At 66.5% G+C, this 25,368-nt stretch carries 26 protein-coding genes; 15 read left to right on the top strand and 11 right to left on the bottom strand.

The features are described from left to right. Positions 1-66: 66 nt before the first annotated feature. The 6 genes from PUN71_RS13145 to PUN71_RS13120 all read left to right on the top strand — a co-directional run bounded on the left by PUN71_RS13145 (position 67) and on the right by PUN71_RS13120 (position 5,422). Positions 67-1,152, top strand: a complete 1,086-nt coding sequence (locus tag PUN71_RS13145; protein WP_277798775.1) for a M14 family zinc carboxypeptidase — start codon at positions 67-69, stop codon at positions 1,150-1,152. A 235-nt stretch (positions 1,153-1,387) separates the two neighbouring features. Further along, positions 1,388-2,677 (top strand): adenylosuccinate synthase, encoded by a 1,290-nt coding sequence (locus PUN71_RS13140; RefSeq protein ID WP_043451331.1) that lies wholly within the window; start codon positions 1,388-1,390, stop codon positions 2,675-2,677. A 176-nt stretch (positions 2,678-2,853) separates the two neighbouring features. Beyond that, positions 2,854-3,222 (top strand): YegP family protein, encoded by a 369-nt coding sequence (locus PUN71_RS13135; protein WP_277798774.1) that lies wholly within the window; start codon positions 2,854-2,856, stop codon positions 3,220-3,222. Positions 3,223-3,473: 251 nt separating this feature from the next. Next, a complete protein-coding gene (locus PUN71_RS13130) occupies positions 3,474-4,025 on the top strand; it encodes an RNA polymerase sigma factor (protein WP_277798773.1) in 552 nt (183 codons plus the stop codon). Next, the gene (locus PUN71_RS13125; RefSeq protein ID WP_277798772.1) at positions 4,022-4,924 is read left to right on the top strand and encodes a hypothetical protein; all 903 of its coding nucleotides are present in this window, start codon (positions 4,022-4,024) and stop codon (positions 4,922-4,924) included. Before PUN71_RS13130 ends, PUN71_RS13125 begins: the two co-directional genes overlap by 4 nt. A gap of 72 nt (positions 4,925-4,996) precedes the next feature. Then, positions 4,997-5,422, top strand: a complete 426-nt coding sequence (locus PUN71_RS13120) for a CoA-binding protein (RefSeq protein WP_277798771.1) — start codon at positions 4,997-4,999, stop codon at positions 5,420-5,422. Positions 5,423-5,426: 4 nt separating this feature from the next. Here PUN71_RS13120 and PUN71_RS13115 read toward each other — a convergent pair whose 3' ends face one another. Continuing rightward, on the bottom strand, positions 5,427-6,464 hold the full coding sequence (locus PUN71_RS13115; RefSeq protein WP_277798770.1) for an isopenicillin N synthase family dioxygenase: 1,038 nt from the start codon (positions 6,462-6,464) through the stop codon (positions 5,427-5,429). Positions 6,465-6,509: 45 nt separating this feature from the next. Between PUN71_RS13115 and PUN71_RS13110 the strand changes: the two genes are divergently transcribed. The 5 genes from PUN71_RS13110 to PUN71_RS13090 all read left to right on the top strand — a co-directional run bounded on the left by PUN71_RS13110 (position 6,510) and on the right by PUN71_RS13090 (position 9,311). Further along, positions 6,510-6,923, top strand: a complete 414-nt coding sequence (locus tag PUN71_RS13110; protein ID WP_043451181.1) for an MmcQ/YjbR family DNA-binding protein — start codon at positions 6,510-6,512, stop codon at positions 6,921-6,923. Beyond that, a complete protein-coding gene (locus tag PUN71_RS13105) occupies positions 6,916-7,470 on the top strand; it encodes a DUF1990 domain-containing protein (RefSeq protein WP_277798769.1) in 555 nt (184 codons plus the stop codon). The genes PUN71_RS13110 and PUN71_RS13105 overlap by 8 nt, the downstream gene beginning before the upstream one ends. Further along, positions 7,467-7,787: a putative quinol monooxygenase gene (locus PUN71_RS13100; RefSeq protein WP_043451178.1), complete on the top strand. Its 321-nt coding sequence runs from the start codon at positions 7,467-7,469 to the stop codon at positions 7,785-7,787. Before PUN71_RS13105 ends, PUN71_RS13100 begins: the two co-directional genes overlap by 4 nt. A gap of 15 nt (positions 7,788-7,802) precedes the next feature. Beyond that, on the top strand, positions 7,803-8,096 hold the full coding sequence (locus PUN71_RS13095) for a DUF503 domain-containing protein (protein ID WP_277798768.1): 294 nt from the start codon (positions 7,803-7,805) through the stop codon (positions 8,094-8,096). A 117-nt stretch (positions 8,097-8,213) separates the two neighbouring features. After that, a complete protein-coding gene (locus PUN71_RS13090; RefSeq protein ID WP_277798767.1) occupies positions 8,214-9,311 on the top strand; it encodes a type IV toxin-antitoxin system AbiEi family antitoxin in 1,098 nt (365 codons plus the stop codon). Here PUN71_RS13090 and purL read toward each other — a convergent pair. From purL to purS, 3 genes are read right to left on the bottom strand one after another with little or no spacing between them, the layout of a single operon-like run. Beyond that, positions 9,235-11,544: a phosphoribosylformylglycinamidine synthase subunit PurL gene (gene purL, locus PUN71_RS13085; RefSeq protein ID WP_043448899.1), complete on the bottom strand. Its 2,310-nt coding sequence runs from the start codon at positions 11,542-11,544 to the stop codon at positions 9,235-9,237. The genes PUN71_RS13090 and purL overlap by 77 nt on opposite strands. After that, positions 11,541-12,314 carry a phosphoribosylformylglycinamidine synthase subunit PurQ gene (gene purQ, locus PUN71_RS13080; RefSeq protein ID WP_277798766.1) on the bottom strand — a complete coding sequence of 258 codons (774 nt, stop codon included), beginning with the start codon at positions 12,312-12,314 and terminating at the stop codon, positions 11,541-11,543. The genes purL and purQ overlap by 4 nt, the downstream gene beginning before the upstream one ends. 1 nt (position 12,315) lies before the next feature. Continuing rightward, positions 12,316-12,567, bottom strand: coding sequence for a phosphoribosylformylglycinamidine synthase subunit PurS (gene purS / locus PUN71_RS13075; protein WP_003798434.1), 252 nt, complete (start codon positions 12,565-12,567; stop codon positions 12,316-12,318). Positions 12,568-12,835: 268 nt separating this feature from the next. Here purS and PUN71_RS13070 point away from each other — a divergent pair, with 268 nt between their 5' ends. After that, positions 12,836-13,021, top strand: coding sequence for a hypothetical protein (locus PUN71_RS13070; RefSeq protein WP_043448904.1), 186 nt, complete (start codon positions 12,836-12,838; stop codon positions 13,019-13,021). Positions 13,022-13,270: 249 nt separating this feature from the next. After that, on the top strand, positions 13,271-16,402 hold the full coding sequence (locus PUN71_RS13065; protein WP_277798765.1) for a S8 family serine peptidase: 3,132 nt from the start codon (positions 13,271-13,273) through the stop codon (positions 16,400-16,402). A 104-nt stretch (positions 16,403-16,506) separates the two neighbouring features. Here PUN71_RS13065 and PUN71_RS13060 read toward each other — a convergent pair whose 3' ends face one another. The 4 genes from PUN71_RS13060 to PUN71_RS13045 form a co-directional block, all read right to left on the bottom strand. Beyond that, the gene (locus PUN71_RS13060) at positions 16,507-16,839 is read right to left on the bottom strand and encodes a serine protease inhibitor (RefSeq protein WP_277798764.1); all 333 of its coding nucleotides are present in this window, start codon (positions 16,837-16,839) and stop codon (positions 16,507-16,509) included. Further along, entirely contained in the window at positions 16,832-17,776 is a 945-nt protein-coding gene (locus PUN71_RS13055) for a 3-methyladenine DNA glycosylase (RefSeq protein ID WP_277798763.1), read from the bottom strand. Before PUN71_RS13055 ends, PUN71_RS13060 begins: the two co-directional genes overlap by 8 nt. Beyond that, on the bottom strand, positions 17,745-18,326 hold the full coding sequence (locus PUN71_RS13050; protein ID WP_277798762.1) for an SSI family serine proteinase inhibitor: 582 nt from the start codon (positions 18,324-18,326) through the stop codon (positions 17,745-17,747). The genes PUN71_RS13055 and PUN71_RS13050 overlap by 32 nt, the downstream gene beginning before the upstream one ends. Before the next feature lie 86 nt (positions 18,327-18,412). Further along, complete coding sequence (locus PUN71_RS13045; protein ID WP_277798812.1) at positions 18,413-18,868, bottom strand: MarR family winged helix-turn-helix transcriptional regulator; 456 nt, start codon at positions 18,866-18,868, stop codon at positions 18,413-18,415. A gap of 140 nt (positions 18,869-19,008) precedes the next feature. On the opposite strand from PUN71_RS13045, the gene PUN71_RS13040 reads away from it, so the two are divergent. After that, complete coding sequence (locus tag PUN71_RS13040) at positions 19,009-19,251, top strand: hypothetical protein (RefSeq protein WP_043448913.1); 243 nt, start codon at positions 19,009-19,011, stop codon at positions 19,249-19,251. A gap of 133 nt (positions 19,252-19,384) precedes the next feature. Continuing rightward, entirely contained in the window at positions 19,385-19,600 is a 216-nt protein-coding gene (locus tag PUN71_RS13035) for a hypothetical protein (RefSeq protein ID WP_043448916.1), read from the top strand. 76 nt (positions 19,601-19,676) lie between these two features. Here PUN71_RS13035 and PUN71_RS13030 read toward each other — a convergent pair whose 3' ends face one another. From PUN71_RS13030 to PUN71_RS13020, 3 genes are all read right to left on the bottom strand, one after another. Beyond that, entirely contained in the window at positions 19,677-21,035 is a 1,359-nt protein-coding gene (locus tag PUN71_RS13030) for an aspartate kinase (RefSeq protein ID WP_043448918.1), read from the bottom strand. A 230-nt stretch (positions 21,036-21,265) separates the two neighbouring features. After that, a complete protein-coding gene (gene recR, locus PUN71_RS13025) occupies positions 21,266-21,865 on the bottom strand; it encodes a recombination mediator RecR (RefSeq protein WP_043448920.1) in 600 nt (199 codons plus the stop codon). Between the two features lie 87 nt (positions 21,866-21,952). Beyond that, entirely contained in the window at positions 21,953-25,366 is a 3,414-nt protein-coding gene (locus PUN71_RS13020; protein WP_502860648.1) for a DNA polymerase III subunit gamma and tau, read from the bottom strand. Positions 25,367-25,368: the final 2 nt, after the last annotated feature.

The raw sequence follows: 25,368 nt of genomic DNA, 5'->3' as shown, positions 1-25,368 counted from the left end.
AGTAGTTTCCTTGGTTGGCTTTCTGTCACAGCCCGCAATGGGGGACATGGCGGCTGGACGCACCCAATGCACTCGAAAGAGGTACCGCACGTGAAGAAATCCTTGGCTACTTTCAGGACCCTTGCCGCTTCAGGAGCCTTGGCGCTGGCCGTTGTTGCCACAGCCGCCCCGGCCCACGCTGTGGGGGAAGGGCCCAGCTACGGCGACAACGGCCAGATCACTACCTCTAAGCTGGCCACCTACGACCAGATGGTTTCCTTCCTGAAGGACCAGGACGCCAGGCAGCCGGCCATGGAGCTCGAAGTCATCGGCCAGACCGTCAAAGGCCGGGACATCCACCTGGTCAAGTACATCTCGGACCCGGCCAAGCCCACCATCCTGTACCTGACCCAGCAGCACGGCAACGAGCAGCTGACCACCGAGGGCGCGATGGAGTTCATCAAGCACCTGGGGACCGGCAAATCCGCGGACATCCTCAAAGGTGTGAACATCCTGGTGGTGCCCATGCTCAACGCGGACGGCGCCATGGGGGACGTGAACTTTTCGCTGGATGACTACCTCGCCAAGGGGGACCGGCACCTCACCCGCTACAACGCGGAGGGCGTGGACCTGAACCGCGACCATGTGGCCAAGGTCCAGCCGGAAACCCAGGCGCTGCACAACAACGTGATGCGCAAATACCGGATCGACTACATGATCGACCTGCACCACCAGGTCACCCGTGCGGAACGCGACGGCAAGCTGGTGTCCGGCTCCATCCTGTATCCCACCACACCCAACGCCGACCCCGCCGTCGTCGAAAAATCCAAGCAGCTGGGCGCTGTGGTCTTCAACAACGTCGACTCCACCGGCTGGGGCCATCTGGGCAAGTACCAGGGCGGCAGCGCCGAGACCATCAGCCGCAACGGCATTGCCGTGGAGTACGGCATCGCCACCCTCCTCTTCGAGATGCGCGGGATGTCGGACCACTACCTGGACGGTTACGCCCTTGGGCAGCGCAGCAACGGCTACCTGATCAAGCAGACAGTCACCACGCTGACATCGACCGCCGCAGCGATCGCGGACGGATCCATTGCCGGCGCCGACACCTCCTTCTGGGACACGCTCGCCGAGCAGACCTCGCGGCCTGCGGGGGAAGCAGAGGACGAGTAGGCGTCTCCGGCCGGCCGCGGTCCAGTTATCCACGGGACCGCGGCGGGCCACACGCTGGACAAAGTGCCCAATCCGCTAAACTTGGGTGGTAAGAGCCCCCGAACTCTTGCGTCGCTGCGCCGCAACGCGGCCTGGCGAAGGCCGGTCTGTTCGGGGCATTCTCATGAACGGCGCTGCACGGGCCCGCCACCTGGTGGCTGGACGCGGGCAGTCCGAACGAATGGGGGAGGATCCCATGCCAGCAATTGTGATCGTAGGAGCCCAGTGGGGCGACGAAGGAAAAGGCAAGGCCACCGACCTGCTGGGCGGCCGTGTTGATTACGTCGTCAAGCCCAACGGCGGCAACAACGCCGGGCACACCGTCGTCGTAGGCGGTGAAAAGTACGAACTCAAGCTGCTGCCGGCAGGCATCCTCAGCCCCAATGCCGTCCCCATCATCGGCAACGGCTGCGTGGTGAACCTGGAGGCACTCTTCCAGGAGATCGACGGACTCCAGGCCCGCGGTGCCGACACGTCCAAGCTGCGGGTATCCGCAAACGCCCACCTGGTGGCCCCGTACCATCAGGTCCTGGACAAGGTGACGGAACGCTTCCTGGGCAGCCGGGCCATCGGCACCACCGGCCGCGGCATCGGCCCCGCCTACATGGACAAGGTGGCCCGCCTGGGCATCCGCGTTCAGGACGTCTTTGACGAATCCATCCTGCGCCAGAAGGTGGAGGGTTCGCTGCGACAGAAGAACGAACTCCTGGTCAAGGTCTACAACCGCCGCAGCGTGGTGGTGGACGAGATCGTGGAGTACTTCCTGTCCTTCGCCGAGCGTCTCCGGCCCCTGGTCATCGACAGCACCCTGGTCCTGAACTCGGCCCTGGACGAAGGCAAGGTGGTCCTGATGGAGGGCGGCCAGGCCACCTTCCTGGACGTCGACCACGGCACCTACCCGTTCGTCACCTCGTCCAACCCGACCGCCGGCGGCGCCTCGGTGGGCTCGGGCATCGGCCCCACCCGCATCTCGCGTTCCATCGGCATCATCAAGGCCTACACCACCCGTGTTGGTGCCGGCCCGTTCCCCACGGAGCTCTTCGATGAGATGGGCGTCTACCTGCAAAAGACCGGCGGCGAGTTCGGCGTGAACACCGGCCGCCCGCGCCGCTGCGGCTGGTACGACGCCGTCCTGGCCCGCCACGCCTCGCGCGTCAACGGCTTCACGGACTACTTCGTCACCAAGCTGGACGTACTCACCGGCATCGAGCAGATCCCGGTGTGCGTGGCCTACGACGTCGACGGTGTGCGCCACGACGAGATGCCCATGACGCAGACCGAATTCCACCACGCCAAGCCCATCTTCGAGTACTTCGACGGCTGGACCGAGGACATCACCGGTGCCCGCACCCTTGCGGACCTGCCGGAAAACGCCCGGAACTACGTCCTGGCGCTGGAGAAGCTCTCCGGCACCCGGTTCTCCGCCATCGGTGTGGGCCCGGACCGGGACCAGACCATCGTGGTGAACGACCTCATCAACGACTGACACGCTCCTCCACAGCAGGATCACGACGGCGGCAGGCCACCTTCCACGGGTGGCCTGCCGCTTGCCGTGGCGGGGTGGAAAGCAATTTACACAGGCTTAACGTGAACGGCCTTGTGGGGTCGCCGCCGTCGCGGCCAGACTCTTTGGTACCCCCTGGTGCCCAAGGAAGGACCGTCATGGCCGGAAAATTCGAAGCTTTCGTTGACGCTGATTCCCTCTTCCGGTTCCGGCTGCTGGCGCCGGACGGCGCCGTGGTGGCGGTTTCCGGACCGTACCAGGACAAACAGGCGCTCGCCGCCGGAATCGCTGCCGTGCGCGAATGCGCGGGGACCGGCCTGGTCACTGATCTTTGTCCCGCAGGGGCTCCGGTCCGTCCCGCGGCCGTACCCCTGGGCGGCGCCGACGCACCCGCCGACGTGCCCCCCGCCGTCGTGCCCGCCTGCGGCGAGGAACGGATGCCCGGCAGGCTGCATACCTTCCCCCTGGCGAAGGTGCCGCGACGGCAGGGGACGGCACCGCGGTGGACCCGGGCAGCGGCCCGCTGACGAACGAAAAAGCTGGTTTCAAAAAAGTTCTTGAAAACGCGTAACCCTTTCGCAGTGCGCAGCGATTACCTCTATGAAGTGCCGGTCTGGAACCTGTCCCCCATCACGTTCCAGGCCGGCTCTTTTGTCTTTCGGCGGGCTTGTGGCGGTACCACCTCCGGTGGTTACCGGAGGGTAAAGTGGGGGCAGCGTTCCGGATGTACTGAACGCCTGCCTAGCCAACACCTTCTTTGACGGAAAGTCCTACGTCAGTGACCGATGCCCAGAAAGATGAGGCCCAGGACCGGTCGGTAACCGGGACCGTTGCCTTCAGCCTCGTCTACAAGACATATGCGTCACAGGTATTGGGTTATCTCACGGCCCGGGGAGTCGAGGATCCGGAGGCGGCAATGCAGGAAGTGTTCCTGTCCGTCCTGCCCCGGCTCGACACTGTCCATGGCGGGGAGGGCGGTCTGCGTACCTTTATCTTTTCCGTTGCCCACGCCCGGATGGTGGACGACCACCGACGCCAGAGCCGGAGCCCCGCCAAGCTGCCGTTCGAGCCGGAACTTGACCAGCGCGAGGACACCTCGGCGGAAAACGAAGCCCTGCAACGCATCTCGCCGGGGGAAGTCCTGGAGCTCCTGGATGGACTGTCCGCTGACCAGCGCGAAGTGTTGTCGCTGCGCCTGGTGGGCGGCCTGACGCTTGAACAGACAGCGGAGGCCATGAATAAGAGTGCCGGTGCCGTGAAACAGCTCCAGCGGCGCGCCCTATTGAAACTCCGGGACCTTGCGGCAGTGAAGGAGTATCTCGCGCCATGACATCCGCTTCCGATAACCTCGCCACCCGTGTCGATGGCATGTTGCAGGACGCAGGCCTCGGCCAGGACGTGGAACTCCGCGGCGTCCTGCTCTCGCTGGGCTCCCTGGCGGCCCTGCCGGCGCCGGAACCTTCCGGTGACCTGGCGGCGCTGCTTCAAACAGGAGACGCGCCAAGGGCCGGAGAGCCTGCCCCCGCCAAACAGCCCGGGGATGAGCTGGCCCGCCGCCGGCGCCGCCGTCACCGTCCCACCGCCCTTGGCCTGGTCCTGGTGGCCGGGATGGGGTTGGGCGTTGGCGGGGTGGCCGCGACCTCCACGGTCTCCGGAAACAATGGCGTGGAGCACCTGCTGGAGGAATGGGCGCCATGGAACAGGCCTGCCACCGCGGCGCCCGCTGCCCCCGGCTACCGTGCCACGGATCCGGCAGCCGGCGCAGAACCGGCAGGTGCCGCATCAGCAGCCGCGCCTGGTGGCACTGTCCGCGCCGGAAGCCATGCCTTCCGGCTGTTGCGGGATCCATCAGGCGTGCCTGCCGCCCCGGTTTGCGCCGGACCGCTTAAGCACGGCACCGGCGCCGCAGCATGCGCGGCCGGCTCCGCCGCATCCTCCACCATGGATGCCGCAACCGGGAACGGCAAGGATCTTGCGGGACCGTCCACAGGTGACCGAACGCCTGCGGAGGCAGCTGGAACCGGCGCCGCTGCGGGGACCGGTGCGCCCGCCGTGCCGGGTGGCGCCAGGACGCCTGAACCAAATCCGGCAGGCGGACTGGACCCCGGGGCTCCGGCACAGAATGCCGGCTCCGCGGACAATGCAGGCCAAGCCCAGAGCCCGCCACAGGGTGCAGGACAAGGCGACGGCCCGGGGAATGGCCGCACCAACGCAGTCCCGGCGAAATAGCCGGTATCCAGCCAAACGGGTGCGCGTGGGCGGGCCCGCGTTGTTGGACAAGTTGCAGCGTAGGCTGATCCCATGGGCCACACGAACGATCCCGCAGTCATCGAACGCCTCCTCCGGACCAAAGGCCGCTGGGCCATCGTCGGCCTGACCACCAATGAGTGGCGGTCGGCCTACGACGTCTCGCTGTTCATCCGTGACAGGTTGGGCATGGAGATCATTCCAGTCAATCTCCGCGGGGATGCCGTCCACGGCGAAACCGGGTACCGCACCCTCGGTGACATCCCGGCGGAAAAGCAGCCCATCGACGTCGTGGACTGCTTTGTGAATTCGCAGAAAGTGGGCGAGGTGGTGGACCAGGCCATTGCCGTCGGGGCAAAGGCGGTATGGATGCAGCTGGGCGTCATGGACGAAGCCGCGGTGGAACGCGCCAAGGCGGCAGGCCTGGACGTGGTGGTCAACGCCTGTCCTGCCCAAGTTGCCTGGAAGTACAACCTTTAGCGCTTCACCGGGTCCGGCCCTTCACCATGTCCGGATAGTGCCGTTCGGTGACGTCCGGGTGTGCGCGCATGCGTCCTTTGAGCATGTTGAGGCCGAATGACGCAAGCAGCGGATTGTCGGGATCGTCGGTGATGCCACGGGCCGCTGCCTTCAGCCCGGGCGCCAGCGGGACGGGCTTAATGACGGCGTCGAGGCGGGGCGACCAGAAGAACGGAACCGAATACCGGTCCACGCCCGGCGGCGGGGCCTGCACGCGGTGGATGGTGGCGGCAAGGTATCCCTCCGTGGCCACCTCCAGCATCTCGCCGAGGTTGACCACCAGCGCGCCCTGGAGCGGCTCCACGGGCAGCCACTGGCTGGTGCCCGGCGGCAGGACCTCGAGGCCGCCCACTTCGTCCTGCAGCAGGAGGGTCACGAATCCGTAATCCGCGTGCGACCCGACGCCCTGATCTCCGGCCGCCTCCACCACCCCACCCACATAGTGCACCAGCTTGCCCATCCAGGCGGGAGTGCCCTGGAAGGGTTCGTCGAAGTAGTCCTCCGGCAACTCCAGGGACACAGCGATAGCGCGCAGGAGTTCCATCCCTACCTCGGACATGAGGTCCGCCCATTCCATGGCCGCGGGTTTCAACTCGGGTAAGGCGTCGTCAGGCCAGAGGTTGGGGCCCTGCAGAAGCCAGTAGGGCTGGTCCGCAGGATAGTCCCTGACCGGTTCACGTTCCGGCGAATAGTCGATCTGTTCCCGTGCGTCTGCCCGACCCTGCGTCACCTCAGTGCCCATGCGGGTGTAGCCGCGGAAGTGGGGAGACAAGCGGTTGTCGAGCTTCAGCCGCTCCTCGAGCGGCAGGTCGAAGAAGCGCCGGACGATGTCCAGTAGGTGCTCTGCCTGGCCCGGCCGTCCGCCATATCCCGTGACCTGGAAGAACCCGACATCGTGGGTGGCATGCCGCAGTTGCTCTATAAACCCGGCACTGAAAGTCCCGTAGGGCTGCCGTGCGGAACTCAGATCCAGAACAGGTATGGCTCCCTGATCGCGTGACATCCTCGCAGACTAGCACCGGGCAGGTCCTGTTTATAGGCTTCCCTTATGGACCCAAATGCGCTGCGCAGGATCTGCCTTTCGTTTCCCGGCGCATACGAGGATTTTCCCTTCGGACCCGAGACTTCGGTCTTCAAGGTCCGCGCCAGCACCGCCGGTGGAGCCCGCCACGAGGCAAAATTGTTTGCCCTGTCCTCCATGGACAAAGACGACTTCTACGTGAACCTCAAGTGCGAGCCGGCCCTGGCGGTTCAGCTGCGCGCGGTCCATCCCGCGATCACCGGCGCATGGCACATGAACAAGACCCACTGGAACGGAGTCCGTCTGGACGGCTCGCTGCCGGATGGGATGATCCGCGACATGGTGGAGGACTCGTACGACCTGGTGGTGTCCGGCTTGAGCCGGAAACAGCAGGAGCAACTGGGCTGGGCGCGGTTCGAAAGGGCAGGCCGCAATGACTGACAGGGAACAGACGGAGGCCGGGCTGGACTACCCGGACGTGGGCGGCACAGAACACGGCCTCGCCCCGGAAGGGTACAGCCGCATCCTCGAGGAGGCCCGGCTGGGGAACGGACTGGACCTCTACCGGCGGGTTGCTGACGGCATCCTGGGCTGGGAGCTGCAGCGGCGGGCAGGGCTCCGGGTCCGCGCCGATTCACCCAGGGCGGTGCCCGGGGCGCGCGTGGTGAGCGGATTCGGCGTCGGGCCGTTCCGCCTGCCCGCCCCCTGCCAGGTGGTGTGGGTGCACGAACCCCTGCCGGACGGTGTTCCCCAATCCGCCGGCTTCGGCTACGGAACGTTGCCCGGCCATCCCGCCCGCGGGGAGGAGTCCTTCGAAGTGGAGATCAACGGCCAGGGGGAAGTGTGGCTGCGGATCCGGGCGTTCAGCAGGCCAGCCAACTGGTTCTACGCCGCCGGCGGTGTGGTCACCCGCGCGGCGCAGCGCCACGTTACTTCCCGGTACATTGAAGGGGCACGCAGTCTCGCCGCGGAAGGAACATCCCAGTGATCTTTATCGTCGTCAAGTTCAAGGTCAAGCCCGAGTGGGCCGAGCGCTGGCCCGCCCTGGTGGCGGACTTCACCGAAGCCACCCGGCAGGAGCCAGGCAACCTGTGGTTCGACTGGTCCCGCAGCCTCGACGACCCCAACGAGTACGTCCTGGTGGAGGCCTTCAAGGACGATGCCGCCGGCGACCACGTCAACAGCGCACACTTCCAGAAGGCCATGGCGGATATGCCGCAGGCCCTCGCCGAAACACCCAGGATCATCAGCCGGCAGCTCGACGGCGACGGGTGGGACCTCATGGGTGAACTCACCATCGAATAACCAAGGGCCAGTGCCATGTGGATCGGCTGGATCGAGTTCGACATTCTTCTGGGCGACGTGCACAGCCTGAAGGAGAAACGCTCGGTCGTGCGGCCGCTCGTTGCTGACGTGAAACGCCGTTTCGAGGTCTCCGTCGCTGAGGTGGGGGACCAGAACCAGTACCGGCGCACGAAGCTGGGGGTGGGGCTGGTGGCAGCTGACCGCAGGCACCTCGTGGAGGTGCTCGACGCCGTCGAACGCTTCGTGGCCGGCCGCCCCGAGCTTGAGATGCTCAGCGCGCGCCAGCGTGAGCTGCACAGCGAGGATTGACTCATCGACTGCTGAGTACTTGTCGTTTTCGGGCCTCAAAACGACAAATACTCAGCAGTCGATTGAGGGTGTGGATAACTTCTGCGGGTGTTGCCGGGATTCTGCTGTCATGGATCGATGAAGACTCCACAGCCGCTGCCGGAGGAACTCCGGGGACGCCCCTTCACTCTTAGTGACGCTTCGGTTGCCGGAGTCTCCCCACGCCGCTGGCGGCACGGATCGCTGACATACCGTGGCAGGGGTATCAGGATGGAGGGCCCGACGGCGGAGCTTGCGTTGGGCGCGCGCGTCCGGCCTTTCATCGAGGTCAACGAGCTTTGTGCTGCCTCTCACGTTACGGCCGCGGAGCTTCATTCACTGCCGCAGCGGCGGCGGGACGAGGTCTCCGACGTCTACCACCTCATACGCCCCGAGGGCGCAGCCTACCTGGACCGGCCCCACGTCATCGTGCACCGCATGAAGCTGTACGGGGATGAAGTCACGGCAATGGACGGGCTTCCGGTCACAACGCCGGCGCGGACCTGGCTGGACATGGCCGGGCTGCTGTCCGTCGACGAGCTCGTGGTGATGGGGGATGCATGCGTCCGCGTGCCCAGGCCGGATTTTGAGGGCCGGGACATGCCGCTGTGCAGCACAAGGGACCTGCAGCGGACGATCGACAGGCACCGGGGAAAACGGGGGCTCCGGAAGGCGAAGGAGGCCCTGGCACTCATTCGGGTCGGAGCTGATTCACCGCAGGAAACCCTGCTCCGGCTGGCGATTGTCCGCGCGGGCCTGCCCGAACCGGAGCTGAATGTGCCGATCATTACTGAGGATGGCGCAAGGCATCATGAGCCGGACCTGTCCTACCGCAAATACAAGATCGGAATCGAGTACGAGGGCGGCCACCACGGCGAGGACAGTCAGATCGCCAGGGACATCACACGATCCGAACGGTACGCCGCGTTGGGGTGGACTGAGGTCAGGATCTCCAAGCGGCACATGGTCAACGACGCGAAGCCTGCCGCCGCCAAAGTGCTTGTTGCCTTGGCCAGGCCGGCTGGCGAAGGGGTTCTTAAAAACGACTGCTGCGTACTTGTCGTTCTGACGGTTCAAAACGACAAGTACGCAGCAGTCGATAGGGAGGCTGTGGGGAGAATCAGCCGAAGTACTTCGGGAGGGTCCCCTCGTGGGCTTCGCGGAGGGCGTCCAGGGACAGGCCCTCCACGCCGTTGATCTCCAGCTTGCCGCTGGCCGCGTCCACCACGCCGATGCGGGTGTGCGCGAAGCCGCGGGCGGTGCACATATCCGTGAAGCGGACTTCCTCGGAGCGGGGAACGCCCACCACGGCACGTCCCTGGGACTCGGAGAAGAGCGCTGTGAACAGGTCCACGCCGTCCCGGTCCATGACGTCCTGCAGTGCGATCCGGGCACCCACGCCGTAGCGCAGGGACGACTCCACCAAGGCAGCCGCCAGGCCGCCCTCGGAAAGGTCATGCGCAGAGTCGATCATGCCGTCACGGGACGCATTGATCAGGATCTCGCCCAGGGCACGTTCTGCCTCGAGGTCCACCTTCGGCGGCTGGCCACCCAGGTGGCCGCGCATGTTGGCCCACTCGGAACCGTCCAGCTCGGCACCCGTGGTACCCAGCAGGTAGATGGCCTGGCCATCCTCGCGCCAGCCCGACGGCGTCCGGCGCGCGACGTCGTCGAGCTTGCCCAGCACTGCCACCACGGGGGAGGGGTGGATGGGCGTGGTGCCCGTCTGGTTGTACAGCGAGACGTTGCCGCCGGTAACCGGGATGCCCAGCACCATGCAGGCGTCCGAGAGGCCACGGATGGCCTCGGCCAGCTGCCACATGACGTCCGGGTCCTCGGGGGAGCCGAAGTTCAGGCAGTCGCTGACGGCCATGGGGATGGCGCCCGCGGTGGCCACGTTGCGGTAGGCCTCAGCCAGTGCCAGCTGCGCGCCGTGGTAGGGGTCGAGGTAGGTGTAGCGGCCGTTGGCGTCGGTGGCCAGGGCAACGCCGAGGCCTGTTTCCTCGTCCACCCGGACCACGCCGGCGTCGTCCGGGAACGCCATGGAGGTGTTGCCGCCGACGTAGCGGTCGTACTGGTTGGTGATCCAGGACTTGGAGCACATGTTCGGCGACGCCACCAGCTCGGTCACGGCCTTCGCCAGCTCGGCGGGAGCGGCCGGGCGGCCGGCGTCCTGCACGGAGCCGGTGAAGGTGTCGGCCTGGACGGCATCCTGCCACTCGGGGCGGGCGTACGGGCGGTCGTAGACCGGGCCGTCGTGGGCTACGGTGCGGGGATCGACGTCGACGATTACCTCGCCTTCCCAGGTGATGATGAGGCGGCCGGTATCGGTCACCTCGCCCAGCCAGGAGTACTCCACGGCCCACTTGTCCATCACGGCCTCGAACGCTTCCACGTTCTCCGGCGTGACGACGGCCATCATGCGTTCCTGGGACTCGGACATGAGGATCTCGCCCGGGGTCAGCGTGGGGTCGCGCAGCAGCACGGAGGTCAGCTCAACCTGCATGCCGCCGTCACCGTTGGAGGCCAGCTCGGATGTGGCGCAGGAGATGCCGGCCGCGCCGAGGTCCTGGATGCCTTCCACCAGGGAGCCCTTGAAGAGCTCCAGGCAGCATTCGATGAGGACCTTCTCGGCGAAGGGGTCGCCCACCTGCACGGCGGGGCGCTTGGACGGCTTGGTGTCGTCGAAGGACTCGGAGGCCAGCACCGACGCGCCGCCGATGCCGTCACCGCCGGTGCGCGCACCGAACAGGACCACCTTGTTGCCCTTGCCGGAGGCGTTGGCCAGGCGGATGTCCTCGTGCCGCATGACGCCCACGGCGAGGGCGTTGACCAGCGGGTTGCCCTGGTAGACGGAGTCGAAGACCATCTCTCCACCGATGTTGGGCAGGCCCAGCGAGTTGCCGTAGCCGCCGATGCCGGCCACTGCACCGTGCATGACGCGCGCGGTGTCCGGGTGGTCGATCGCGCCGAAACGCAGCGGATCCATGACGGCCACCGGGCGGGCGCCCATCGAGATGATGTCGCGGACGATGCCGCCGATGCCCGTTGCGGCACCCTGGTAGGGCTCAACGAACGACGGCGAGTTGTGCGATTCGATCTTGAAGGTCACGGCCCAGCCGTCCCCCAGGTTGGTCACGCCGGCGTTTTCGCCGATGCCCACCAGCATGTCCTTCTTCATTTCCTCGGTGACCTTCTGGCCGAACTGGCGCAGGTGGTTCTTGGAGGACTTGTAGGAGCAGTGCTCGCTCCACATGACGGAGTACATGGCCAGCTCGGCGCCGGTGGGGCGGCGGCCCAGGACCTTGACGATCTCGTCGAACTCGTTCCGCTTCAGGCCCAGCTCGGCCCAGGGCAGCTCGGTGTCCGGGGTCTTCGCGGCGTTCTCGACGGTGTCGATGTTGAACTTCTTGGTGGTTTCGGTGGTCACTTGTCGCCTCCCACAATCTTGTTCAGTACGGAGGTGAAGAATCCGAGTCCGTCGGTGTCGGACCCGCCGATGCCGTCCAGTGACTCGGGGCCAAAGCCAGGCTCAACGGCGTGCTCGGGGTGGGGCATGAGGCCCACCACGTTGCCGGCGGCGTTGGAGATGCCGGCGATGTCGCGGCGCGAACCGTTCGGGTTGAAGCCGACGTACCGGAAGACCACGCGGCCCTCGGCCTCAAGGGCATCCAGGGTGTTTTCGTCCGCGATGTACTGGCCGTCCTGGTTCTTCAACGGGATGGTGATCTCCTGGCCCGCCTCGTAGTCCAGGGTCCACGCCGTGTTGCTGTTCTCGACGCGCAGCACCTGGTCGCGGCAGAGGAACTTCAGGTGGTCGTTCTTGATCATCGAACCGGGCAGCAGGTGCGACTCGGTGAGGATCTGGAAGCCGTTGCAGATGCCCAGGACGGGCAGCTTGGCATCGGAGTTCGCGGCGTCGATGATTTTGGACATCAGCGGGGCGAAACGGGCGATGGCGCCGGCGCGCAGGTAGTCACCGTAGGAGAATCCACCGGGGATGATGACGGCGTCGACGTCACCGAGTTCGGCGTCGCCATGCCAGAGTTCGACGGCGGTGGCACCGGCCAGGCGCACGGCACGGGCGGCGTCGCGGTCATCCAGGGTGCCGGGGAAGGTCACGACGCCGATTCGGGCGCCAGCGAGGCGCGGCTCCGCCGCGACGGCGACGGCCTCGCCGATCAGGGGAAGTTCACTCATCTCAGGCCTCGACGACCTCGACGTTGACGACGTCTTCGATCACCGGGTTGGACAGGAGGGTCTCGGCGGCGTCGCGGGCCTGGGCCAGGATGTCCTCCGTCACCTCGCCGTCGACCGTCAGTTCGAAACGCTTGCCCTGGCGGACAGAGCTGAAGCTGGTGAAGCCCAGCCGGGGGAGAGCGCCAACGATTGCCTTCCCCTGCGGGTCCAGAATCTCGGGCTTGGGCATGACGTCAACAACGATCCGGGGCATCCGGTAACTCCTGTGCGTGAGCTTGGGTAAGGGCGCAGCGGAGTGGTGCCGTCTCACGCCGTACCGGGGTTTGGGGGACTGGGGTCACCTGCGTTGGTTCACCATGAGGTCGGGCGCTCCGCGAGCTTGCCCTATCATTCTACCGGCCCGGGCGCGCCCCTCTGTATTCGGTGAATCCGGACCGGCGCAGAGCGGCTGGAGATTTCCGCGCAGGCCTCCTGCAGGCGTGGTTCTGGAGTTGCCGGAAGGCCTTCACTAGGATTGCTGGATGGCTGAGAATTCGAAGTCCGTGCTGTTGCCCATGGTCGCCGCGGCGGTATTCGCGGGCCTCGGCAGGATGGTGTTCCAGAAGATAAAGGCCGACCGCGTCGCCCGCCAAACCCGGCTGGCCGGGCCGGTCGATGAGAAGACGCGGCAATGGATCAGTGACGTGGTCCGCACCCCGCGGCAGTAGGGCGCCACCTCTTCATCCGTCCTTGGCAGGGCATCCTTCGGGATGCCCTTTTTTGTGCAGCAGGAGGGCTATCGGCGCACCGTGTGACAAGCGAAAATTTCCGGAATGTGCCCTATGTCATAACGCGCTATCAGTCTGTACTCTTTGAACAGTCTGGTCTCAGCAAATTACAAAACCTGTAATTTTCTCTGCGGATCCAGTCGTTCGGCGCCCACCAAGGCTGGGCGGCACATCGTGAAAGGGTTGCGCGTGAAATCAACTGGAAAGAGCCCCACGGGGGCTGGGGGACTCCGGAAAGCGGCCGCACTGGCCGTCGGGTTGCCCCTTCTCCTCAGCTCGCTGGCAGTCGGGCCCGCCTCGGCCGCGCCCGGTGGCCAGGGTCGGGAGAATCCCTCCTCCGCTGCCACGGACAGTCAGTTCAAGGACGGCAGGTACATCGTGGTGCTTGCCGGGCCGGCTGCCGCGGCGTATGAAGGGGGAACTGCCGGCCTGGGTGCTACAAAGCCGCAGCAGGGAAGGAAGCTGGACGCCGGCAGCCCCAACTACCAGGCCTACGACGCGCACCTCCGAAAGCAGCAGCGGGACGTTGCCGCTGCCCAGGGCGTCAGCCCGGCCAAGCAGTACACGGCGGCTCTCAACGGGTTCACCGCCGAGCTGACCGCCGGGCAGGCGGCAGCCCTGTCCAAGGACAGCCGCGTCGTGGTGGTGGCGCCCGACGTCGAAAACAGACCTGACTACACCACCACCGACTTCCTCAAGCTCACCGGGCCCGAGGGTGCATGGGCCAGGCAGTTCGGCGGAGAAGCCAACGCCGGCAAGGGCGTCGTGGTGGGGGTCATCGACTCCGGCTACGCGCCGGACAATCCCTTCCTGCAGGGCGAACCGGTGAAACCGCTGCAGGGAAACCCGCAGGTCGGCGTCCCCTACCGCACCGGCGACGGCAAGATCGCCATGCTCAAGGCGGACGGCACCACCTTCGAAGGCGAATGCCAAAAGGGCGAGGGATCCGGGGCCGCCTTTGACGGTTCCCTGTGCAACTCCAAGGTCATCGGCGCCCGCTATTTCGCCGATTCCTTCCTCCAGTACGTGGCCCCGGGAAACCGGGCGCCGGAAGAACTGATTTCCCCCGTGGACGTCGGCAGCCACGGTACGCACACTGCCACCACGGCAGCCGGCAATGCGAATGTCGAGCAGGTGATCGACGGAACCAGCTTCGGAAAGAGCTCGGGTGTGGCTCCCGCGGCCAAAGTCTCCGTCTACAAGGTCTGCTGGGAGGACACCAACCCGGACACCGGAGGGTGCTACTCCTCCGCATCGGTGGAAGCCGTGGATGCCGCCATCAAGGACGGGGTCGACGTCCTGAACTACTCCATTTCGGGCAACAACAACAGCACCACCGACCCCGTGGCGCTTGCATTCCTCAATGCCGCTGCCGCGGGCATTTTTGTTTCGGCATCGGCCGGCAACTCCGGCCCTGCGGCCTCCACCGTGAACCACGCATCCCCGTGGCTCACCACGGTTGCTGCCTCGACCTTCCCCAGTGATCTGGTGGGGACCGTCAAGGTCTCGGACGGTTCGCTCTACCGCGGCGCGTCCATCATGAAGTCCGAGGTCGCGGACAAGCCGGCCGTCCTGGCTGCGGCGGCCGCGGCCCCCGGGGCCGCAAACGCCAATCTTTGCGGGCCCGGATCCCTTGACGCCACCAAGGTGGCGGGCAAGGTAGTTGTCTGTGACCGCGGCGTGGTGGACCGCACTGCCAAGAGCCAGGAAGTCCTGGACAAGGGCGGTGTGGGCATGATCCTGGTGAACCTCACCAGCAGCTCGGAGGACGCGGACAACCATGTCCTCCCCACGGTCCATGTCAATGCCCCCAAGAGCCTGGAGCTGAAGTCGAAGCTGGAAGCGAATCCGGCGCTGACGGTCAGCCTGGTCAAGGGCGACCTGACCGGGCTGCCCCCCGCTGCGGCCCCCCAGGTCGCAGGCTTCTCGTCCCGCGGCCCCACCCTCGCGTCCGGCGGGGACCTGCTGAAGCCGGATATTTCCGCCCCGGGCGTCAACGTCCTGGCCGGTGTCTCCACGATCGGCAACGACGGTGACCAGTTCGGATTCATGTCCGGGACCTCGATGGCTGCCCCGCACATCGCCGGTTTCGGCGCCCTGGTCCTGGGCAAGCAGCCCAAGTGGAGCCCCGCAATGGTGAAGTCCGCCATGATGACCACCGCCTACCCGCTGGTCAACGCCGACGGTTCACCCAACACCGACCCCTTCCAGGGCGGCGCGGGCCACATCGACTCCACCCGCGTCACCGACCCTGGACTGGTTTACGACTCCGGCATCCAGGACTGGCTCGCCTTCCTGAACGGCCAGGGCGTGGAAACCGGTACGCCGCAGGCAGGAACCATTGCTGCCCGCGATCTCAACCTGCCCTCCATCGCCCTGGGCAGCCTCGTGGGGGAAGTCCAGGTGAAGCGGAAGTTGACTGCACTGGTGCCGGGCATGTACCGGCCGGAGGTGGACATGGCGGGCTTCAGCGTCAACGTCGAACCCAAGGCGCTGAACTTCTCGAAGGCAGGCCAGACCCGTGAAGTGACAGTGACCATCCGGAACGTCAGCGCACCGGTGGGCAAGTTCAGCGCAGGAAGCATCAGGTGGACGGGCCCGCGGACCGTGACGTCGCCCATCGCCATCCGGCCTGTAGACGCCCAGATCGCGCCGTCGTTCTCGTTCAGCTCTGCCACCGGTACCGGCAGCGGCACCATGGAGCTCGTGTCCGGCTCGGACAGCCCCATCGCCGTGGGGGTGGAGGGGCTGGCACCGCTCAGCCAGACCGCCATCACCAAGACCCCGGGTGAGTACGCACCGACGAATGACGCGCACAATGCCCTGCTTCAGGTGAAGATCCCTGCCGGGGCCTCGTTTGCCCGGCTGGGCATCCAGGCGCAGTCGAACGAGGTCGACTGGGACATGGTGGTCTACGCGCCGAACGCTGCGGGCGGCCTTACGGCCACCCAGGTTGCCACCGCTTCCGCGAGCGAATTCCTGGACCTGGAAACACCAAGGGCAGGCACCTATTATGTGGTGGCCAACCTGTATGCCACTCCGGACAACGGGCCCGCCACCGCGTCCGTGCAGGCGGTGAGCTTCGCCGGGGATGCCGGCAACCTCACGGTTGACCCGAATCCGATCGTGGCGCCGAACGGAACCGCCACCTCGGCAACCCTGAACTGGACCGGGCTCCCGGAGGGATCCTACCTCTCGCGGCTGAGCCTGGGCAGCAACGGCATCAGGACCTGGGTGAACGTGCAGGTGGGACCAGGCTCTGCCTCCGCTCCTGCCGGTGCTCCGCAGCTTGACCGTGCGCAGGCGGTTCCCGGAACCTGACCGGAAGAACTTGGGGGGGAGGTCCCGGGTGGTCGATACGGCCGCCCGGGACCTTTTCTGTTCCTGCCCTGGCTCCATCCCGTTCCGCAACGCGGCCGGGGAGGTTAGACCGCAGTTCCGCCCAGTAAAGGTGCCATGGCCTTCCAGCGCGCAATCTCGCAGCCATCGGTGCGGGTGAAGGTTGCGTGCACGGGACGCCCGTGGAATGTTCCAGTGACAACGGCGACCTGGGGTCCGCCGTACTGCTGGGTGCACAGTTTGGGCGGCCCGGGCTTGGGGAAAAAGATCTCCTCGCCGAACCGCTCCACTGCGGTCAGGGCGGCCCCGGGATCCGGCACAGTGGTGCCGGCGGCCGGCTGGTTGTCCCTGGCCACCAGGCGGAATACGTGTCCGGCCGCCCCGGGCGCCTCCCGGAGGCTGATGGTCAGGTCAATCAACGCTGTGCCCCCGAGACAGGGCCTCGAGTTCCGAGGCGAGCCTTTCCCGCAGGACTCCGGCTTCGGCGGCAAACGCACGCTGGTGTTCGACGTACGCCGCCTTCCCGTGTGGCGTCTCAATGGGAATGGCAGGGTAGCCCCAAGCGGCAAGGTCGTACGGGGATGCCTGCATGTCCATGGTCCTGATCCGCCAGGACAGTTCAAAGCAGTCCATCACCAGCTCGCTCGGCAGGGCAGGCAGCAGCTTGTACGCCCACTTGTAGAGGTCCATGTTGGCGTGCAGGCAGCCGGGCTGTTCCAGGTGGCGCTGGGTTTCACGGCTGGGTGCATGCTCATTGAGCGGGATGGCATCGGGCGTGTAGAACCGGAAGGCGTCGAAGTGGGTGCAGCGGATCCTGTTCTCCTCCACCACCTTGTCGGTGCCTTCCGCGCCCAGCCGCAGCTGAAGATACTCATGGCGAAGGTCGAACTTGTCCTGGCGGTACACCATGGCCCACTCGTGCAGGCCAAAGCAGCCGAACTGTGCCGGCCTCGCCGCGGTGCCCCGCAGGATGACGCCGGCAAAGGCCACCGCATCCTTGCGGTCCGCCAGGAAGGCGCGCCGGTCAAAGGTGACCGCAGTGCTTCCCGCCGCCAGCCCAAGGGAGGCGAGCTCGCCGTCGTCGAGCGTCCTGTAATGCTTCCAGCCGGACCGCTGGACGGCCTGGCCGCCGGTAAGGACTGCCCCGGCACCAGGGTGCCAGCGCTTCAGCTGGCCGGGCTTTTGGGTGTAGTACGTGAAGAGGAAATCCTCCACAGGATGTTTTTGCCCCGCCGACCGGCGGGCCAGATAGGGATCGGCATAGCGGCTGACGCGCTGCACGTGGGCTTCTTCCCGGGTGAGTGCAGTGTCCACCGCGAGGAGCTTAAGAGGCTCCACCGGCAGCGCCCAACACATCTTTGGCGGCATCCCAGGCGCTGATCTCGCAACCATTGGTACGTGCGAAGGTTGAATCCACGGCAACACCGTCAACCATGCCCGTCACAGTTGCCTTCTGCGGGCCGCCGTACTGCTGGGTGCAGGGCTGGGAGCTCCCCGGTGCGGCCGGGGCCACGATGCCAGGGTTGGCTTTCAGCGCTGCGCAGGCGGCGACGGCATTGGGGTGGCTGCTTTCCGCTGCAGGTGTGCCGGCGGAACAGACCAGGGTGAAGTCGAGTTCCGGTGCGCCTTGGGACGGCACCACGGTGATGGCAAGTTCAGCGTTCCCCTGGCCCGGCCCGGCGCTGGGCCGCGACGTGGCCGGGGCCGGGGCGGCCACGGTGGTTTCGGTATCAGGCGAAGGAGTGGCGGAACCGGCGGGTGGACTGCCTGCCGGGGCTGTGGGACTGCCCGACGTGGAGGGCGCCGGCGTTGCCGGGGACGTGCTGCTGTCCGGAGTGCCGCTGCAACCTGATACCAGCCCGGCGCTGACGGCCAGGACTGCTGCGAGCATCCGAAAATCACGCATCAGGCCACCTCTCCTTGGTCCAGTCATTCTAGCCGTTGCGCTTGGTATGGCCGCGCTTCCGGCCTCCCAGGGTTCACGGCTGGCGCCTACGCGGACGTCGCAGCGATCAGCGCCATCATCGACGCATGCAGGTCCGTGACCTGTTCCCGCGTCAACCCCAGCCGCTCCATCATGGTCCCCGGCACCTGCAGCGCCTGCTGCCGAAGGGCGGCACCCTTGGGCGTGAGTTCGACGGCGAGTGCACGCTCGTTTCCGTCCATGCGGCGCCGTGTGATCAGCTCCGCTGCTTCCAGCCTGCGCAGGAGCGGGGAAATAGTGGCCGGCTCCTGGGCCAGGGCCTCGCTGATGTTCCGTACGGTGCGCGGGCTGTGTTCCCACAGGCAGAGCATCACCAGGTATTGCGGATGCGTGAGGTTGAGTTTCTCCAGCACCGGCTTGTAGGCGCCCACAACGCTTCGGGCAGCCACCGTGAGGGCGAAGCAGAGCTGGTGTTCAAGCAGCAGGTCTTCCTCCTCGGCTGCATCCGCCCCCGCGCGGTCCATCACCCCGGGGTGGTTGCCTTTGGTCTCCATTGCTGCTGCATCCGTTGCCGCTGTGGCGGGCATGGCTTCCTCCAACTATTAGTGCACTAATCATTAGTGTACATTTGGTGGTGGTAGCAATGAGTGGAAGGAACCTCTTCATGGCCAGGGACAGGTCTGCGGACAAGGGCAACGCTTCCCAGCGCTTCATGCGTGCAACGGGGAAGCTCAGGGCCGTTTTCGGTCCCGCGAACCGGACCGCCCTGGGACATGACATGTCCGAGGAAAACCGCCGGCTGTTGGCGCAGCGCCAGGCGGAGACCCGGCAGTGGGAGACCATTACCAGGCCCGACGGCAGCACCTACGTCGTACCGAGGAACCCTGAAGACCGCTCCCTGCGCTAGCCGTACCCTCTCCACGTTTGCCGCCCGAATGGACCGGCGCCTTTTTCCTGCCCCGGGCTTAAAATGAGGGCACTGGCTCCTGCCGGAGCCCAGTGCGCTTTCGCCCGGGGATTCGGGAAGGGGGTGGAAAACAGTGGCACATGTCCTCAGCAGTTTCATGGGCCTGACCGAGAGGCTACGCTTCGTCTTTGGTCCCGCCACCCGGCTGGATGCTGATACGCCCGTGGTGCACAAACACGACGAATTCGAGCAGGCTTCCGAAGAAGACCTTTCGCATTTCGTGGTCGAGACCGATTCAACCGGCCATCACTACGCAGTGCGCCGCGAAGACCTGGAACGCGAAAGCTGACTGTCCAGGCCGCACCCGGAACCAAAAATGCCGGGTTGCCCTTCCTGCGGAAAGGCAACCCGGCATTTCTCTGCGCCTAGCGGCCGGTGCCGCCGTAAACGGTTGCTTCGCTTTCGGTGTCCAGCCCAAACGCCTTGTGGATCACGCGCACAGCCTCATCCAGCAGGTCGGCGTGGGTCACCACGGAGATGCGAATCTCGGAGGTGGAGATCATGTTGATGTTGATGCCGGCGTCCGACAGCGCCTTGAAGAAGGTGGCGGAGACGCCGGGGTGGGAGCGCATCCCCGCACCGATGAGGGAAAGTTTGCCGATCTGCTCGTTGTATTCGATGGCTTCGAAGCCGATCTGGTCCTGGGCCGCGTGCAGGGCGGCCAGGGCGTCGGCGCCTTCCACGATGGGCAGCGTGAAGGAGATGTCGGTCTTGCCCGTGCCGTGGGTGGACACGTTCTGGACGATCATGTCGATGTTGGAGTGGGCGTCGGCGATGACCTGGAAGATCGCAGCGGCCTTGCCGGGGATGTCGGGGACACCGACCACGGTGACCTTTGCTTCGGAACGGTCATGCGCAACGCCGGAGATGATTGGCTGCTCCAAGGCAACTCCCTCTTGAGTGGTGATCTTGTCGTCGGCGCTGGGAATGACCCAGGTGCCTTCGTGCTGGCTGAATGAGGAACGGACGTGCAGCGGGACGCCGAACCGGCGGGCGTATTCCACGCAGCGCAGGTGCAGGATCTTGGCGCCCGAAGCGGCCAGTTCCAGCATTTCCTCGCTGGAGATGGTCTCAATCTTCTGGGCCGACGGGACCACCCTCGGATCCGCGGTGAAGATGCCGTCCACGTCTGTGTAGATCTCGCAGACATCCGCTTCGAGGGCTGCCGCCAGCGCCACCGCCGTGGTGTCCGAACCGCCGCGGCCCAGGGTGGTGATTTCGTTGGTGGTCCGGCTCATGCCCTGGAAGCCTGCCACGATGGCGATGTTGCCCTTGTCCAGCGCGGTGCGGATACGGTGCGGGTCGACGTCGATAATCCGGGCCTTGCCGTGGATGCCGTCGGTGATCATGCCCGCCTGCGATCCGGTAAAGGACTGGGCGGAGGCGCCGAGCTTGTTGATGGCCATGGCCAGCAGCGCCATGGAGATGCGCTCGCCGGCAGAGAGGAGCATATCCATCTCGCGGGCCGGGGCTGAATCGGTCACCTGGGCAGCGAGGTCCAGGAGTTCGTCCGTGGTGTCGCCCATCGCAGAGACCACAACCACAACTTCGTTGCCGGCTTCCTGGGCATCGACCACACGCTTGGCGACGCGCTTGATCCCGTCAGCGTCCGCAACGGAGGAGCCGCCGAATTTCTGCACGATGAGCTGTTTGGTCACCGCGCCGGAGGTGGGTTCCACCCGGGGCTGGGTTGCGTTGTGCACTTCGGTAGTGGGCGTACTCATGCGCGTACCTTCATTGGATCAATTGGAGTTCGGAGGCCAGGCAGCCTGACGCCGGGCGGCGCGACTTTCCTCCGACAGTTTATCGCCGCGTCCAGACCCGCGCTGAATTGTGACCACATACCGGCCCCAGCCCGCTATTGGGGCCGGACTCAGCCGCCTGGGCGCGGACCCCATCGTTTCCCATGGGACAAATTCAGCGCTGCCAGCGGCCGCCGTTCGTAGACAAGGCGTCAGGCCAGGGCATTCCGGCGGCCTTCGAAGGCGCGGCCCAGGGTCACTTCGTCCGCGTATTCGAGGTCGCCGCCCACGGGCAGGCCGGACGCCAGGCGGGTGACCGCGATGCCGATGGTCTTCAGCATCCTGGCCAGATACGTGGCCGTTGCCTCACCCTCCAGGTTCGGGTCGGTGGCGATGATGACTTCCTGGATTTCGCCGTCGTTCAGCCGGGTGAGGAGTTCGCGGATCCGCAGCTGTTCCGGGCCTACCCCGGCGATCGGATTAATGGCGCCGCCCAGCACATGGTACCGGCCACGGAACGAGCGGGTCCGTTCCACGGCGAGGACGTCTTTGGACTCTTCCACGACGCAAATGACAGCGGGGTCGCGGCGGGGATCGCGGCAGATGTTGCACAACTCCTGCTCCGTGACGTTGCCGCAGACGGTGCAGAACTTGACCCTTTCCTTGACAGTGGTGATCGCCTCCACCAACCGCTTCATGTCCTGCGGGTCAGCTTCAAGGATGTGGAACGCCAGCCGCTGCGCGGACTTGGGGCCCACCCCCGGAAGGCGTCCGAGCTCGTCGATCAGCTCCTGGACTGCACCTTCGTACACTTTTCCCTCTTTAGCTTGGTGTGGATGGCGGGTGGAACAAAACGGCGGGTTGAGCGCCGGGACAGCTTGTCAGGCGTTCAACAGGCCCTAATAGCGCGGCGGAATCGGGCTTCCGTCCGGGGACCGCTCTTCGATCAATTTTCCACCGAGGATGCGTTCCACGGCCGCGCGGCCGAACACGCCCGATTCCTCAATCGTCTCGTCGTCCGCGCTCGGGATGTCCTGGATGTAGGCGCTGGGTTCGGCGACGGTCCTCGCGGGCGCCTGGGCCCGGCCTGCCTCGGCCTCCGGGCTGTTGGACAGCCGCTGGTAAAGGCTTTGCCGTGTTTCCATCCGAACCGCCGACGGCGCAGCGGCCGTTGGCTGGGGACGGGCGGGGACAGCCGTGGTCGCGGCAGCCGCCGTGGGTGGGGCTACGGCAGGCGCGGCGGAGGCCATGGCGAATTCGGGCGCCGGAGACCGTTCGGGGGATGCAGCCTGGAAACGTCCGCCAGCCGGGCCGCTGCCGGAATTGGCGGCGGTTCCAGGCTCCCAGCCTGCCCCCGCAACCGGGGCAGGGGCCGCGGCGGCGACGGGGATGGAGGGCTGCGGCACCTGCGCCGTGGCAGGAGCGTAATGGGGAACGGTTGCCTGTGTTCCGAGGTTGTCAGCTGTCGCCGCGGGCGCGGGCTTGGCGCCTACGTTGCTTTTGTCGCCAACCACCCACACGCCGGGAGCCTGTTCCACGGCCCGGGACCAAGGATCGTGCGGGGCACCCGCCGGCGGTGTGGCGGGCCGGGCAGAGGCTGCCGGGCTCGAGCCGTTCCTTTCAGTCTCCCGGCTGGGCGCAGCACCATTCCGGCCGCTGGTGCCGTTGTTGCTGCTGCCGGTTGCAGACGGGGAAACAGCAGGGGAAGCAGCTCCTGGACGGTTCCCTGGACGGTTCCCTGGACGGGCGGAGGGCTCCCAGTCCATGGGAGGTTCCTCGTCCAGCGGGGGAGCGTCCTCGTCCCGCGGCGGGCCCCAGTCGTCATCCGAGTACGAGTAGTCGCCCCCGGCCGGCGGGTAGGGGGACTGCCCTGCGTCCGCGCTGGCTGCGTTGACAGGGGTTCCCAGGCCTTGGCCGACTGGTCGTGCAGGTGCAGCACTTACAGCAGCTGCGGCTGACGGACTGGCGGCAACAGCGGAGCTGCCGGAATGTCCGGTGCGTGGAGAACCTGGTGCCTTGCCGGCAACGGCGGAGCTTGCTGCAGCATTGGCAGTGCCAGGGCCGGCTGGGGCGCCGGCAACGGCGGAGCTTTCGGCCGACCCGGCTGCCCCGGCCGGGGCAGCCTGTCCCTGAGCCGGTTGGGCAGGTGCGGGGGCAAGCCCCCATGCAACGTCAGCCGAAGTGGCCTGGACTACCGGGCTGGCGGGTGCTTTTGGGTTTGGCTCAGAGCTCGCCTGGCTGGCGCCGCCGGCCACCGCATGGATCTGGCAGTCGATGCCAACGGTCTTGTGGATGGCTTGGCGCAGGTTGTCCGAGTGGTCGGCCCGGCCAAAGGCTCCGGCAAGTCCCTGGGTGGTGAAGGACAGCGTAAGCACTGTGCCATCGAAGGCGCTGACCTGTGCATTGGGCTCGACAAGGGCCCAGGTGCTGCGCTTGATCCTGGTCAGGGCCTGGAGGACATCGGGCCACGCCCTCCGGAGGACCTCGACGTCGCCCATGGCCGGGGGAGCGGCTGGACTGGAGCCGGCAGGTGGCTGCTGGCTCGGGCCAGGCGACTGCGGTGCGGATGCCTGGGGTGCGGATGCCTGGGGTGCTGGTGCCTGCGGGCTTGAGGCTTGCTGGCCGGCTGCGTTGGACTGAGATGCGCCGTCGGCGCGGGGTCCAACAGGTGATTGGGATGCTGCATCGGGTTGCGTTGCTGCGGGGATGCTGGCTGCGGCAGCACCCTGCGCGCGCTGGCGGCCCGGTTCTTCCACAGGCCAGTCGTTGGTGCTTACCCGGGGCGGAGTGAGCGGACTCCGGGGACCGGCAGCAACCGGGGCAACGTCCTGGCCGGCGGCAGCCTCGGAAGGAGCATGGACGGTAGCGGACTGGGCAGCCGGTGCCTGGGCCGCCGGCTGGTGCCCGGCCGGGCTATCGGAAACCGGAGGCTGCGCAGGGGTGCCCTGTTCGGGACGCGGAGCAGGATGGCCCTCCTCGGAGCCAGGACGGGATCCAGCCGGGGAGATGGGGGAGGCTGCGGCAGGAGCCGCTGCCGGGACAGGTGCCGCGGGGGCTGCTGCCGGGACAGGTGCCGCGGGCACGGCCGCCGCGGGAGCACCGACGTCGTTTCCTGCGTAGTTCAGCCGCCGCTCCACCCGGTCGATGCGTGCGGCGATGCCGCGCTCATTCTGCTCTGAGCTGGGCAGCAGGATCCGGGCGCACAGCAGTTCCAGGTGCAGCCGGGGCGACGTGGCACCGGTCATCTCCGTGAGGGCGGTGTTGGTGACGTCCGCGGCACGGGACAGTTCAGCGGCGCCAAGATTGTGGGCCTGGTTCTGGAGGCGGGCAATCTGGTCCGCCGGCATGCCCCGCAGGATGGCGTGGGCGCTCTCGGGCATGGCCTGGACAATGATCAGGTCCCGGAACCGCTCCAGCAGGTCCTCAACAAAGCGACGGGGATCGTGGCCGGTCTGGATGACCCGGTCCACGGCACGGAAGACCGTGGCGGCGTCGGACGCGGCAATCGCCTCCACGACGTCGTCCAGCAGCGATGCGTGGGTGTAGCCCAGCAACGCGACTGCAAGCTCATAGTCCAGTCCGTTGGGTCCTGCCCCCGCCATGAGCTGGTCCAGGACGGAAAGCGAGTCGCGGACGGACCCGCCGCCGGCCCGGATGACCAGCGAAAGGACGCCGGGAGCCACGGGAACGTTCTCCTGGCGGCACAGGAGTTCCAGGTAGGCCATCAGGGGCTCGGGCGGGACCAGGCGGAACGGGTAATGGTGCGTCCGTGACCGGATGGTTCCGATGACCTTGTCCGGCTCCGTGGTGGCGAAGATGAACTTGATGTGTTCCGGCGGTTCCTCCACGATTTTCAGCAGGGCGTTGAACCCCGCGGAGGTGACCATGTGGGCCTCGTCGATGATGAAGATCTTGTAGCGGTCCCGCACGGGCGCGAAGGTGGCCCGCTCGCGCAGGTCCCGGGCGTCATCCACGCCACCGTGGCTGGCAGCGTCGATCTCAATGACGTCCAGTGAGCCGGACCCGCCGCGTGCCAGCTCCACGCAGCTTGGGCAGGTTCCGCAGGGGGTGTCCGTGGGCCCCTGGGCGCAGTTGAGGCAGCGGGCCAGGATGCGGGCGGACGTGGTCTTGCCGCAGCCCCTGGGGCCGGAAAAAAGGTAGGCATGGTTCACGCGGTTTTTCCGCAGGGCCGTCATCAGCGGCTCGGTGACATGCTCCTGTCCGATAACGTCAGCGAACGAGTCGGGACGGTATCTGCGGTACAGGGCGGTAGTAACTGTCACAGAGAAAACCCTACCAATCCGGGCTGACATCA

The organism is Arthrobacter sp. NQ7 (assembly GCF_029581595.2).
Lineage (GTDB): Bacteria > Actinomycetota > Actinomycetes > Actinomycetales > Micrococcaceae > Arthrobacter > Arthrobacter phenanthrenivorans_B.
This window is presented reverse-complemented; position numbering and strand designations above follow the sequence as displayed.